Raw genomic sequence first — 12,749 nt, 5'->3', positions numbered from 1 at the left:
GGGTGAGCCGCTCCCGGCAGCCGAGTGATCCACGGGCCGCCGCGTCGTCCCGTAGAACTGTCGGACCCCCGTGCGATGCTCGCTCCCATGGTCGTCGTCTTCGATGCAGAGCTGTGGACCTGGGACGCCCGGCGGGGCGACAGCTGGACGTTCGTCAGCCTGCCCGCCGAGGAGTCGGAGACCATCCGCGACATGACGGAGGGCATCCGGCGCGGCTTCGGCTCCCTGCGCGTGCGGGCCCGGATCGGCGCGACGACGTGGACGACCTCGATCTTTCCGGGCAAAGGCCGCGAGGCGTACGTGATGCCGGTCAAGCGTGCCGTCCGCCGTGCGCAGGGCCTGGACCAGGGCGACAGCACCACGGTGGAGGTGGAGCTACTGGATCTCTGACCGTCAATCGGCCGGTCGGACCTAGCGCATCCGTGCCGCTGGATGATTAATCTCCTCCAGGCCGCCTGCGTCGGGCGGCCCAGTGGAGAGGCTAGGGATGAGAAAAATCCTGGCGGCTACCGCCGCTGTGGCGATGGGGCTGGCGGTCGGTGGCGGCGTGATCCCGTCCACCGCCCAGGCCCGGGTGGGGGCCGGTTCCGGTTACACCCCGCCGCCGATCACGTGGGGCACCTGTGCCAGTGCCGGACTGCAGGCCCGGGGGGCCCAGTGCGGCATGCTGACCGTACCGTTGGACTACGCGCGGCCCGGCAGCACCAAGATCAAGCTTGCCGTGTCGCGGATCAAGCACACCTCGGCCGCGGCCGACTACCAGGGCGTCATGCTCACCAACCCGGGCGGTCCCGGCGGTTCCGGGCTGACCCTGTCGGTGCTCGGCGAGTACGTGCCCGGCGGCGTCGGCAAGGACTACGACTGGATCGGGTTCGACCCGCGCGGGGTCGGTTCCAGCCAGCCGGCGCTGAGCTGCGACGTCGAGTACGCGGGCTACAACCGGCCGTTCTACGTGCCGGAGACCGGTGCGCTGGAGCGGGCCTGGCTGAAGAAGACCGCGAAGTACGCCGCGGACTGCAACCGGGCCGGCGGCGCGCTGCTGGACCACGTCAAGACCACCGACACGATCGCCGACATGGAGAGCATCCGCAAGGCGCTCGGCGCCAAGCAGATCAACTTCTACGGCTTCTCGTACGGGACCTACCTCGGCCAGGTCTACGCGACCCTGCACCCGGGCAAGGTGCGCCGGATGGTGCTCGACGGCAACGTCGACCCGCGGCGGGTCTGGTACGACGCCAACCTGGACCAGGACCTCGCGTTCGACAAGAACATGGACGTCTACTTCAAGTGGGTGGCCAAGTACGACAAGGTCTACCACCTCGGCACCACCGGCAAGGCCGTGAAGGCCAAGTACTACGGCACCCTGCAGAAGCTGCGCAGGACGCCGGCCGGCGGGCTCATCGGCCCCGACGAGTGGAACGACATCTTCGTCTCGGCCGGCTACTACGTGTTCGGCTGGGAGGAGGTCGCCGAGGCGTTCGCCGCCTGGGTCAACGACGGCGATGCCGCCCCGCTGAAGGACCTCTACGCCGCTCCCGGTGACCCGGGTGCGGACAACGGCTACGCCATGTACCTCGCCACCCAGTGCACCGACGTCAAGTGGCCGCAGAGCTGGGGCAAGTGGAAGCGGGACAACTGGCGTACGTACGCGAAGGCGCCCTTCATCACGTGGAACAACGCCTGGTACAACGCGCCGTGCCGGAACTGGGGCGGCCAGGTCGGCAAGCCGGTCACCGTCAACGGCAAGAACGCGCCGCCGATCCTGCTGATCAGTGAGACCAAGGACGCGGCGACGCCGTATTCGGGCAGCCTCGAGGTGCGCAAGCGCTTCCCGCGTTCCGTGCTGCTCGAGGGCGTCGGCGGCACCACGCACGCCGGTTCGCTGAACGGTGTCGCGTGCACCGACAACGTCATCGCGGCGTACCTGGACACCGGTGCCCTGCCGACGCGGGTGCACGGCAACCGCTCCGACAAGCAGTGCTCGCCGGTTCCGGTTCCGGACCCGACGGCTGCGGCGGCGAAGAGCCTGAGCGCGGCCGGCGGCTCCAGCCGGGCGCCGCTGCGGGAGCTGGTCAGCATCCGCTGATCCACCCGCCGATGTGACGGCCCGGGAGCTGCGGCTCCCGGGCCGTCGTGCTCACCAGGACACGGGCATGGCCCGCAGGCCGCGGACCAGCAGGCCCGACTTCCACGGCAGGTCCTTCTCGTCGACGGCCAGGCGCAGCTCCGGCAGGCGGCCGAGCAGGGTCCGCAGCGCCACCTGGAGCTCCATGCGGGCGAGCTGGGCGCCGAGGCAGTGGTGCACGCCGTGGCCGAAGCCCAGGTGGGGGTTGGCCCCGCGGGCGAAGTCGAGGCCGTCCGGATCGGTGAAGACCTCGCCGTCGCGGTTGGCGGCGGAGAGCGAGCCGAGCACCGGCTCGCCGGCCCGGATGAGGACGCCGCTGAGCTCGACGTCCTCGGTGGCGTAGCGGGCGAACGCCGACGCCGCGCCCAGCGGCACGTAGCGCAGCAGCTCCTCGACCGCGGCCGGGACCAGGTCCGGGTCGGCGCGCAGCTCGGCCAGCTTCGGCGGGTTCGTGAAGAGCACGTACACGAAGTTCGGGATCTGGGTGACCGTGGTCTCGTGCCCGGCGGCGAGCAGGCCGGCCGCGAGCTCGACCATCTCCTCCTCGCTCAAGCGGTCGTTGTCGTCGTCGCGGGCCTGCACGAGGGCGCCGATCAGGTCCTCGGTCGGGGCCACCCGCCGCTGGGCGATCAGGCTCGCCATGTACGCGTGCAGGTTGCCGATGTACTCCTCGATCCGCTCAGGGCTCAGCGAGGTGGTGGAGACGATCGCCTCCGACCACGTCCGGAACAGCTCCTGGTCGGTGGTGGGTACGCCGAGCAGCCGGCAGATCACCCGTACCGGTAGCGGGGTGGCGAAGTGCTCCACCAGGTCGGCCGGGGGACCCGCCGCTGTCATCGCGTCGATCAGCTCGTTCGCGATCGCGGTCGTGGCCGGGCGCAGCTCCTCCACCCGGCGGGCGGTGAAGGCCTTGGCGACCAGCCGGCGCAGCCTGCTGTGATCCGGCGGGTCCATGGCGAGCAGTCCGCCGCCGACCTGCTGCGACGTGGTGCGGGGCTCGTCGCGGCCCACGCTCGCGGCGCGGCTGAACCGGGGGTCGCCCAGCAGGGTGCGGACGTCCTGGTAGCGGGTGGCGAGCCAGGCCTCCTCGCCGAACGGCAGGCGTACCCGGGTCACCGGATCCGTGCGTCTCAGCCGCGCGTAGAGCGGGTCGAGGTCGAGCCGGTCCGGCTCGCTGAACGGGTATCGGCGTGCCGTGGGTGCCTGGCGCGTGTCAGTCAACGCGTGCTCCTGTCATCGAGGACTCTGAGCTACGTTCCAGACACGGATAGTAGTAGCGCGGACACCGACCGTCCATGCCGGACGGTGACGCTTCTCAATGTGTGGGCAGCGGATCCCGGCGGGCCAGGGCCTGCGCCGCGAGGTGCAGCAACTGGTTCACCGCGGCATCGACGTGCGGCGGGGCGGCCGGGAAGGGCTCCCGATCCAGGCAGCGCTCCAGCAGCAGCTCGACCAGCGCGCCGCGGTGCAGAATCTCGTCGGATGTGATCGCGCCCGGCAGGATCCGGATCTCGACGGTGTCCCGCAGCGGCGTGGCGGTCAGCAGCTGGGTCAGATTGACGTCGAAGAACTTCGTCAGCCCGCCGACCTCCGCCGCCTCGCACAGCTGCTCGTACGACGGGATGCCGTCGACGGCCCGGACCAGAGGCTCCGGCAGCGGGGCCAGCCGTCGGCACGCCGGGTTCGTCTGGAGCATCGCGCGCAGCGGTTCCCGCCAGTACGCGAACAGCCGCACCACGTTGGCCAGGGCATGCGGCTCCCGGAACGGCGCACCGTCGAGATGCAGGTGTACGGCCGCCTCGCGCGGCACGGTGAAGCCCAGCTCGCGGGCCGGGCCGAGCAGCTCCTCCAGCGCCTCGCCGTGGCCGGCGCTCAGCGGGGGAGTGACGATCTCGCAGGGGCGTTCCCGCTCACCGCCCTGGGGCGCGGCGAGGGCGATCGTCGCGCCGGTGGCGTCGGCGAGCTGGTAGATGCCGCCGTGCCGGTCCACCGTGGCAGCCCACAGCTGGGCGGTCGCGTCGAGCGCCGCCCCGATCGTGCCGCCGGGGTCGCTGTGCCGGGCGAGCAGGCGCAACAGCCGCGGATCGTCGGTGAGGACGCGGAACCAGCCGGGTGCGGGAGGCGTCCGCGGATCCAGGCCGGCCAGCAGGGTGACGTCGTCCACCAGGGTGCACAGCAGGCTGCCGTCGTCACGGCGTACCTCGAAACCCTGGGTCAGGTGCAGGAACCGTCCCAGGCCCGGGACCAGGGACGGTTCGCTGTCGTGGTGCCACACCGGGTGGACCCGGCCGCCGTACCGGTCGGCCAGGTCGCGCGCGAGGGTCTGCCGGCTGAGGCCTGGCGGGGCCATCAGCTCGATCTCGAATCCCGTACGCCGGTGCAGCGGGGCGATCACGGCCGGATCGGCAGGGTCTCGCCGGCCAGCAGCTTCTTGCCGCCCAGGACCTTCGCCTCGTACGCGTTGGGCTTCTTCCAGAGCTTGGCGAGCTCGACGGCGTCGTTGTAGTCGTAGCCGGCGTTGAAGAAGGCCTCGACCCGCTGATCCTCCTTCGACTGCGGAGGCTCGGGGGCGTCGGGGGCGCTGCCGGGTTTGATCGGCAGCTTCTTGCCGTCCAGCAGCTTCTTTCCGGCCGCCGCCTTCACGGCCCCGATGTCGTTCTTGTTCAACTTCCAGAGCTTGGCCAGCTCGACGGCGTCGTCGTAGTCGTAACCGGCGTTGAAGTAGGCGTCGTACTGCTTCTGCAGCTTCTCCTCGGCCGGCGACAGCGAGGAATCCACCGGCAGCGGCGGAAGGGACAACGACGGCGCCGCGGACGGCGTCGCCGGGGCGGCCGCCGGGGCGACCATGTTCCCCGAGCCGGTGGATCCCTGTCCGGGCAGCATCCCCGGCAGCGTGATCACCCCGGCGATGAGGCCGGCGCCGAGCACGGCACCGCCCGCGGCCTGGACGCCCCACCGGCGCCGCTGGTAGCTGCGGGACAGCTCCTGGACACGGGCATAGACGTCTGCCGGGTCGGGTGTCAGGTGTTCATGTCTCTCGAAGGCTTCGCGAAGCCTTTCTCCGTTGTCGATCACGACGTCTCCTCGGCGTGGATCATGGCGTATCGCTCCGACGTCAGCCGGAGAGTCTTCAGTGCCCTCGACGCGTGGCTGCGGACGGTCGCCGGTGAGCAGCCGATGAGATCGGCGATCGCCACGTCGTCCAGCTGCTCGTAATAACGCAGCACCAGCACTGCCCGCTGCTTGCGGCCGAGCGTGGCCAGCCGCTTCCACAGCTCGTCGGCCTCCACTACGTCCTGGGCGTGGTCGCCGACGCCGCCACGGGCGTCGTCGAGGTCCACCAGCCGCTCACCCACGGCGTGCACGTTGCGGGCCGCCCAGCTGCGCCGCCAGGACAGGTACTCGTTGAGCACCATGCGGCGGACGTACGCCTCGGGTGAGTCGGCGTCACTGATGCGGCGCCATCGCACGTGCGCCCGGGCCAGGACCTCCTGGACGACGTCCTGCGCGAGCTCGCGGTCGCCGGTGAGGACGACCGCGTACCGCAGCAGGCTCGGAAGCCGGGCCATCGCGAATTGCTCGAAGGTCACATCGTCTAGGACGCCGGTCCCGCCCCGGATGTGCAACGGAGATCCGGAGGAATTTCGTGACCACCCGGCCGACCCCGTCGGCCGGCCACGCCGGGACGGCCAGTATTCTGCGCCGACCAGATCACCGGGAGGACCGATCGTGTACGAGCAGCAGCCCGGCGCCTACCCGCCACCCGGGGCGCCGCAGGGTGGCGGTGCCATCGCCCTGACGGTCAAGTACCACCCGCTCGCCTTCATGCTCGGACTGTTCAAGCCGCAGGTCGAGATCAACGGTCATCCGGCCGCGAACGCCTGGGGCCGCACGGTTCTGCCCGTCGTGCCCGGTCAGCACCACGTCCACGTGCACGTGCCGTATCTGATCCCGTCGCGCATCGGCGTCGCGGACCTCGGCATCGCGGTGCATCCCGGACAGACCGTCGAGCTCGAGTACCGGGCCCCGATGATCGTTTTCATGGGCGGCGCGCTCGGAACGCCCCCGCAGAAGTATCCGGGGATGGCGGCCACCATCGCGCTGATGGTGGTGTCGCTCGTCCTGTTGCTCTGCATCTGCGGCGGCTTCATTCTGGCCGCGGCGAACGGCGGATCCAGTTCGGCATTCGGCGTTCCGGTGCCAGGCGCGATCGCTGCGGTGATCACCGCAATGACGGCCGCGATCGGCTGTCATTAGATTTCACCGCCCCCCCCCGCGGCCAGTGCGGACCCCGGGTGCACTAAATTCTCATGGGGGTGATGTGACATCGGAATACTCGAGAAGGAAAACGATCCGCCGCGCTCGCTGACGCCATGGCTGAGTGCCGAAGGCGTCACGACGGCGAGACCGGCCGGCGACGGGCTGTCGCTGCGAACCGTCGCGCTCGTCCCCGAGATCCGGCTGCTCCTGGCGGAGGACCCCACGCTGCTCTGGGCCCGCCTCGAGGCGGCCGAGGGGCGCCGGCTGCAGCCACCGTTCTGGGCCTCCGCCTGGTCCGGCGGGCAGGCGCTGGCCCGCTACGTCCTGGACCATCCGGCGCTGGTGGCCGGGCGCCGGGTGCTCGACGTGGCCTCCGGCTCCGGTCTGGTCGCGATCGCCGCGGCCCGGGCCGGCGCGGCGGAGGTCCTGGCCAACGACATCGACCCGTACGCGACGGCGGCCATCAAGGCCAACGCCGTGGCCAACGACGTCGGCGGGGTGACCTGTCTGCCCCACGACCTGCTGGACGGCGACGGCGAGGGTGCCGACGTCATCCTCGCGGGCGACGGGCTGTACGAGGAAGGTCTCGCCGTCCGGGTGCTCAAGTTCCTGACCCGGCAGGCGGCCCGCGGCGCGCTGGTGCTGGCGGGCGATCCCGGCCGGGGGCACGTGCCGGACGGGCTCATGGACCGGGTCGCCGCCTACGACCGACCGCACCTGGGTCCGGCGGACGACCACCGGGAACGCCGGCCGGCCGTGTTCCGGGCCCGCCGCCCCGAATCGCCCCTGCCGGAACTGCCCCGGACATGACGAACGGCCCGCCGAACCAGCGGGCCGTTCGTGCCTCGGGGAGGACTCAGACGATGCGGATGTTCGACGCCTGCAGGCCCTTGGCGCCCTGGGTGACGTCGAACTCGACCCGCTGGTTCTCCTCGAGGCTGCGGTAACCGTCCGCCGCGATCGCGGAGAAATGCGCGAACACATCGCCGCCGTCGTCCTGGGTGATGAATCCGAAGCCTTTGTCGCCGTTGAACCACTTGACGGTTCCGAAAGCCATGTCCGCTCCTTGCAGCACTGGGGAACCCGCACCGCGCGGGATTCCGTGTGTCGCCGCGTTGATCACCCGTCCAACCACTCCGCCGTCCGGCGGCGAAGGATGGCAAAAGATCCGCGGGGAACAAAGAGCGCCTGGCGGGCTCAGATACCCATCAGGCGCCGGTGACGTCAACGGAAATCAAAACTGCAACCCGGTAACGGTACCACGGAAAGGGAGAGCGGCCCGGAAATCAATTAATGAGAGCCGATGTCATTATTCATATATCACCGAGAGTGACTATTCCATCACGTCGCGACCCCTCGCGTATTTGCTGGTCACGTTGATAGCATGCCGCCGTTCTCGGGCCACCTGTGGAGGTCTCCGGTGTCGGACAATCGGATGAAGGATCGTGTGAGAGTGATGTTCAACGGGACTTCCCCGGAAAGTGCGACCTCGGAGCACGTGCTGCTCTCCCCGGCCGGCCCCGGCGTCCCGTCGAACCAGGCGCTGCAGGTGCTGACCATGGCCCAGCGCACCGCCGAGGATCACCTCGCCAAGGCGCAGCAGCAGGCCGACAAGATCCGCACCGAGGCGCTCGCCGCCGCGGAGGAGATCGAGCGCGAGGCGCAGATGCACGCGCACAACGTGCGGCGCGAGGCGGAGCAGGTGCTGTTCGACGCGCGGGCTGCGGCCGAGCAGACCGCCCGGGAGGCGCAGGCGCGCACCGAGGAGGCCCAGCGCATCGCCGCGAAGGTGGTCCTGGAGGCCCGCGGCGAGGCCGGCCGCATCACCGCCGACGCGCAGGCGAACGCCGACCAGCTGCGGCTGGCGGCCCAGCAGCGCCACGACGACGTGGTCGGCAGCCTCGGCGCCCGCCGCGAGGCGCTCCAGCAGCAGATCGAGGCGCTCGAGAAGTTCGACCGCGAGTACCGCGGCCGGCTCACCTCGTTCATGCAGAGCCAGCTGCGGGCGCTGTGGGTGGACCAGCCGCAGGTGACCGGGGACCTTCCGGACGTGCCGGCGCCGGTCGTGGCCGCAGACGCCGAGGCGCCGGGCGAGCCCGAGCAGGCCGGCGACGGGGTGGCCGAGGACAGGGCCGAGGAGGACGTCGCGGACGAGGAATCCCGGCGGCGATACGGTGCTCACGCGTCGCGCGACGAATAGACCCGCTCGCCGCCGACATAGGTGAGCGCCACCCGGGTCTCGCCGAACGCCTCCGGCGGACCGGCGAACGGGTCGCGGTCGAGCACGACGAGATCCGCCCGGTTCCCGGCCGCCAGGGTGCCGGTGTCGTCGAGCCGGTTCACGTACGCCGACCCGCTCGTGTACGCCCGCAGCGCCGTCGCCGGCCCGAGCCGCTGCCCCGGCAGGAACGGCGGCCGGTCCTCGCCCGCGAGCACCCGGTTCACCGCGACGTGTACGCCCAGCAGCGGGTCGGGGCTGCTGACCGGCCAGTCGCTGCCGGCCGCCAGCCGCGCACCGGCGCGCCACAGGTCCCCGAAGGGGTACTGCCGCGCGGCCAGGGCCGGGTCGAGGAACGGGATGGTCAGCTCGTCCATCTGCGGCTCATGGGCGGCCCACAGCGCCTGCACGGTGGCGGTGGCGTCCAGCTGCGCGAAGCGCGGGACGTCGCCGGGATCGACGACCTGCAGATGCGCCAGGTGGGGACGGGTGTCGCGGGTGCCGTTCGCGGCCCGCGCGGCGGCCACCGCGTCGAGGGCCTCGCGGACGGCCCGGTCGCCGAGCGCGTGGAAGTGCACCTGGAAGCCGAGGGCGTCGAGCGCGGTGACATGCTCGCGCAGCGCCAGGGGGTCGATGAACGACAGTCCGCTGTTGGTGGTCGGCTGCCCGCAGGCGTCGCGGTACGGGGCGGTCATGGCGGCCGTGAAGTTCTCCGCTACGCCGTCGAGCATCAGCTTCACCGTGTGGCACCGCAGCGGCCCCGTCGTGAACCTCTCCCGGCGCTCCACGAGGGTGGGAATCTGCTCGGCGCCCAGGTCGCGGTCCCACCACAGGGCGCCGGCGACCCGGGAGAGCAGCGTGCCGTCGGTCGCGGCGGCCAGGTAGGCGTCCGACACGTCGGGATAGCCGTTGGCCGCACAGAGCATGGCGTCCTGCCAGGCGGTGACCCCGAGCGAGTGCAGCAGCCGCTGGGCGCGGTGCAGCCCGGCCAGGCGGTCAGCGGCGGTGGCTGCCGGCACCAGCGCGGCGACCAGCGCCATGGCGCCCTCCTGGAGCCCGCCGGCCGGCTCCCCGCCGGCCCCGCGGTCGATGCGCCCGTCGGCCGGGTCCGGGGTGGCGGCGGTGATGCCGGCCAGCTCCAGCGCCCGGCTGTTGACCCACGCGCCGTGGTGGTCGCGGTTCATCAGGAACGCCGGACGGCCCCGGGTGACACCGTCCAGGAGATCCTTTCCGGGTACGCCGCCCGCGAAGCTCTCCATCGACCAGCCGCCGCCGACGATCCACTCGGCGTCCGGGTGAGCCGCCGCGTATGCGCTGATCCGCCGCAGGTATTCGCCCGGGTCGGTGGTGCCGGCGAGATCGCACTGGCCCAGTTCGAGACCGCCGAACACGGCGTGGACGTGCGCGTCCTGGAAACCCGGCAGCAGCAGCCGTCCGGCGAGGTCCACCACCTCCGCGCCGGGCCGGGCGAGGTCGCGGACGTCATCGTGGCCGGCGGCGAGGATGCGGCCGTCGCGGACGAGCAGGGTGGTGGCGTCGGTGCCGAACAGCGGGCCGCCGGTGAACAGCAGGTCCATGGGCAGGAGGATGGCACGCGAGAGTGGCGAACGCGACACCCGCCAGGCGGCCGGAATGGTTCGTGCCGCGCGCGGGTTCGCGGCAGGTATGACGACGATCGGTTTCATCGGTAGCGGGAACATCGGCGGCACCGTGGCACGGCTGGCCGTCGCGGCCGGCTACGACGTGGTGCTCAGCAACTCCCGCGGTCCCGAGACCCTCAAGGCCCTGACCGACGAGCTCGGACCGCACGCGCGGGCCGGGCGCCCCGCCGACGCGGCGGCGGACGGCGACATCGTGGTGGTGACGGTGCCGTTCAAGGCGTACGGCGACGTGCCCGCCGAGCCGCTGGCCGGCAAGGTGGTCATCGACACGAACAACTACTACCCGCAGCGCGACGGGCGGTTCCCGGAGCTCGACGACGCCTCCGCCACCAGCAGCGAGCTGCTGCAGCGGCGCCTGGGCGGCGCCCGGGTGGTCAAGGCCTTCAACAACATCTACTTCCGCCACCTCGCCTCGCTGACCCGGCCGGCGGGGGCTGCCGATCGTACGGCGCTCACGGTCGCGGGCGACGACGCGGCGGCGAAGGAGGCCGTGACCGCGTTCCTGGACGCGATCGGCTACGACACCGTCGACGCCGGGCCACTGGCCGAGGGGTGGCGCCTGCAGCCGGACACTCCCGCCTACGGCGCGCCGTACGGGTCCTTCGAGGACCCGGCGGGCACCCCGGCGCCGGCCGCGGCGGTGCGGGAGGCGGTCGCGGCCGCCAAGCGCTGAGCCGGTTGCCGCCAACCCATCGACCACCGTGCACGTCAGTCGCTACCGTGGTCCGGTGAGCAGTGAGCGAGCACAGATCGACGAGACCGTGCCGCATTCCGCGCGGGTGTGGAACTACTGGCTCGGCGGCAAGGACAACTTCCAGGCGGATCGGGAGGTCGGCGACCAGTTCGCCGGCCTCTATCCGGACATCGAGGTGGTGGCGCGCAGTTCACGCGCCTTCCTCACCCGCGCGGTGACCTTCCTGGTGGCGGAGCGGGGGATCCGGCAGCTGCTCGACATCGGTACGGGGCTGCCGACCGTGGACAACACCCACCAGGTCGCACAGGCGGCGGACCCGGAGGCCCGGATCGTCTACGTGGACAACGATCCGATGGTCCTCGCGTACGCCCGGGCCCTGCTGACCGGTACCCCGCAGGGGGTGACCGAGTATCTCGACGCCGACCTTCAGGATCCGGGCACGATCCTGGAGCTGGCCGGGCGCAGCACCCTCGACCTGTCGCGGCCGGTCGGCCTCATCCTCATGAACATCCTCGGGCACGTTCCCGGCCTGGACGAGGCGGCCTCGATCGTGCGGCGGCTGCTCGCCGGCCTGCCGTCGGGCAGCTACCTGGTCACCGCGGACGGCACCAACGTGATCGACGGGCCGGCCTTCGAGGAGGCGATCGGGGTGTGGAACGCCAACGCGCCCCTCTCCTACCACCTGCGGACCCCGGACGAGCTGTCCACGTTCCTGACCGGGCTGGACGTCGTGGAGCCGGGGCTGGTGCCGTGCGCGCGGTGGCGTCCCGCCCCGGATGCGAGCCCCGAGGAGCTGCGCGAAGTCGACGAGTACGGCGCCGTGGCCCGTAAGCCTTAGGGATGATCGGGGGATGACTCGACCGCAGCTGCTGTCGGCGTACGCCGGCCATTGGACCGGTGCCGGCACCGGCGTGACCGTCATCCTGCCGCCGCCGGGGACGGTGGCCTCCGGAGAGGTGCGCGGCGGCGCGCCGGCGACCCGGGAGTTCGCGCTGCTGGATCCGACGCGGCTGGTGAACCGGGTGGACGCCGTGGTGCTGTCCGGCGGCTCGGCGTTCGGCCTGGCTGCGGCCGACGGGGTGATGGGCCTGCTGCGGGAGCGCGGCGCCGGCTTTCCCACGCCGGCGGGTCCCGTGCCGATCGTGGTCGGAATGTCGATCTTCGACGGCTCGGTGCGGACCGGGCCGCCGGATGCCGCCGCCGGCCGGGCGGCCGCGCTGGCCGCGTGGTCCGGCGAGCCGTTCGGCACCGGCCGCGTCGGTGCCGCCACCGGCGCGTCGACGGGCTCGTGGCGGCTGCGGCAGGACCCCGGCGGTCTCGGCCAGGCCGTTCGCGCCGCCGGCCCGGTGCAGGTCGCCGCGGTGGTCGCGGTCAATGCCTGGGGCGACGTGCTGGCGGGGGACGGGTCACCGCTGTTCGGTGGGACCGCTGCCGTCGCCGGCACCGAGGCGCCGTTCGGGATCGCGAACACGACCGTGGCGGTGGTCCTGACGAATGCCCGGCTGTCCAAGGTCGACTGCTTCCTGCTGGCGCAGAGCGGCCACACGGGCTTCGCGCGTGCCCTCCACCCTGCGCATTCCCGCTTCGACGGCGATGCGGTGGTCGCGCTGGCGACCGGCGAGGTGACCGACGGCGTCGACCTCGATCTCGTCCGTGCCACCGCCGCCGAGACCGTGGCGGAGGCGATCCGGACGGCGGTGAGGCCGGCCCTCGGGCCGGGCTGACAGCCGATCCCCGCCGGTGGGCGGCCGCTCGCTACGATTCCACCACGGACAGTGCCGCGCCGACCGC

General features: G+C 71.8%; 14 protein-coding genes. 8 read left to right on the top strand and 6 right to left on the bottom strand.

All coding sequences use genetic code 11. The features are described from left to right. Positions 1-87 precede the first annotated feature (87 nt). Together AB0368_RS08005 and AB0368_RS08000 are read left to right on the top strand one after the other, a co-directional pair. Positions 88-390, top strand: coding sequence for a DUF1905 domain-containing protein (locus AB0368_RS08005; protein WP_366153059.1), 303 nt, complete (start codon positions 88-90; stop codon positions 388-390). A 97-nt stretch (positions 391-487) separates the two neighbouring features. After that, entirely contained in the window at positions 488-2,086 is a 1,599-nt protein-coding gene (locus tag AB0368_RS08000) for an alpha/beta hydrolase (protein WP_366153058.1), read from the top strand. Positions 2,087-2,137: 51 nt separating this feature from the next. Here the strand turns inward: AB0368_RS08000 and AB0368_RS07995 are convergent, their stop codons facing one another. The 4 genes from AB0368_RS07995 to AB0368_RS07980 all read right to left on the bottom strand — a co-directional run bounded on the left by AB0368_RS07995 (position 2,138) and on the right by AB0368_RS07980 (position 5,715). Then, positions 2,138-3,346 carry a cytochrome P450 gene (locus AB0368_RS07995; protein WP_366153057.1) on the bottom strand — a complete coding sequence of 403 codons (1,209 nt, stop codon included), beginning with the start codon at positions 3,344-3,346 and terminating at the stop codon, positions 2,138-2,140. Positions 3,347-3,440: 94 nt separating this feature from the next. Beyond that, complete coding sequence (locus AB0368_RS07990) at positions 3,441-4,520, bottom strand: amidoligase family protein (protein WP_366153056.1); 1,080 nt, start codon at positions 4,518-4,520, stop codon at positions 3,441-3,443. Next, positions 4,517-5,200 (bottom strand): hypothetical protein, encoded by a 684-nt coding sequence (locus AB0368_RS07985; protein WP_366153055.1) that lies wholly within the window; start codon positions 5,198-5,200, stop codon positions 4,517-4,519. The genes AB0368_RS07990 and AB0368_RS07985 overlap by 4 nt, the downstream gene beginning before the upstream one ends. Further along, positions 5,197-5,715 (bottom strand): SigE family RNA polymerase sigma factor, encoded by a 519-nt coding sequence (locus AB0368_RS07980; protein ID WP_366153054.1) that lies wholly within the window; start codon positions 5,713-5,715, stop codon positions 5,197-5,199. The genes AB0368_RS07985 and AB0368_RS07980 overlap by 4 nt, the downstream gene beginning before the upstream one ends. 139 nt (positions 5,716-5,854) lie before the next feature. Here AB0368_RS07980 and AB0368_RS07975 point away from each other — a divergent pair, with 139 nt between their 5' ends. After that, positions 5,855-6,382: a hypothetical protein gene (locus tag AB0368_RS07975; RefSeq protein WP_366153053.1), complete on the top strand. Its 528-nt coding sequence runs from the start codon at positions 5,855-5,857 to the stop codon at positions 6,380-6,382. A gap of 345 nt (positions 6,383-6,727) precedes the next feature. After that, positions 6,728-7,195: a 50S ribosomal protein L11 methyltransferase gene (locus AB0368_RS07970; protein ID WP_366153052.1), complete on the top strand. Its 468-nt coding sequence runs from the start codon at positions 6,728-6,730 to the stop codon at positions 7,193-7,195. A gap of 46 nt (positions 7,196-7,241) precedes the next feature. Here the strand turns inward: AB0368_RS07970 and AB0368_RS07965 are convergent, their stop codons facing one another. Beyond that, positions 7,242-7,442, bottom strand: coding sequence for a cold-shock protein (locus tag AB0368_RS07965; protein WP_366153051.1), 201 nt, complete (start codon positions 7,440-7,442; stop codon positions 7,242-7,244). 399 nt (positions 7,443-7,841) lie between these two features. Here AB0368_RS07965 and AB0368_RS07960 point away from each other — a divergent pair, with 399 nt between their 5' ends. Further along, positions 7,842-8,585, top strand: a complete 744-nt coding sequence (locus AB0368_RS07960) for a hypothetical protein (RefSeq protein WP_366153050.1) — start codon at positions 7,842-7,844, stop codon at positions 8,583-8,585. Here the strand turns inward: AB0368_RS07960 and AB0368_RS07955 are convergent. Then, entirely contained in the window at positions 8,564-10,180 is a 1,617-nt protein-coding gene (locus tag AB0368_RS07955) for an amidohydrolase (RefSeq protein WP_366153049.1), read from the bottom strand. The two genes, AB0368_RS07960 and AB0368_RS07955, sit on opposite strands and share 22 nt — an antisense overlap. 88 nt (positions 10,181-10,268) lie before the next feature. Between AB0368_RS07955 and AB0368_RS07950 the strand changes: the two genes are divergently transcribed. The 3 genes from AB0368_RS07950 to AB0368_RS07940 are packed head-to-tail and all read left to right on the top strand — an operon-like array spanning position 10,269 to position 12,682. Next, entirely contained in the window at positions 10,269-10,937 is a 669-nt protein-coding gene (locus tag AB0368_RS07950; protein ID WP_366153048.1) for an NADPH-dependent F420 reductase, read from the top strand. A 55-nt stretch (positions 10,938-10,992) separates the two neighbouring features. Then, complete coding sequence (locus AB0368_RS07945) at positions 10,993-11,796, top strand: SAM-dependent methyltransferase (RefSeq protein ID WP_366153047.1); 804 nt, start codon at positions 10,993-10,995, stop codon at positions 11,794-11,796. A 13-nt stretch (positions 11,797-11,809) separates the two neighbouring features. Further along, positions 11,810-12,682 carry a P1 family peptidase gene (locus tag AB0368_RS07940; RefSeq protein ID WP_366153046.1) on the top strand — a complete coding sequence of 291 codons (873 nt, stop codon included), beginning with the start codon at positions 11,810-11,812 and terminating at the stop codon, positions 12,680-12,682. The last annotated feature ends 67 nt before the right edge of the window (positions 12,683-12,749 follow it).

This window comes from Actinoplanes sp. NPDC051475 (assembly GCF_040689425.1).
Classification (GTDB): domain Bacteria; phylum Actinomycetota; class Actinomycetes; order Mycobacteriales; family Micromonosporaceae; genus Actinoplanes.
This window is presented reverse-complemented; position numbering and strand designations above follow the sequence as displayed.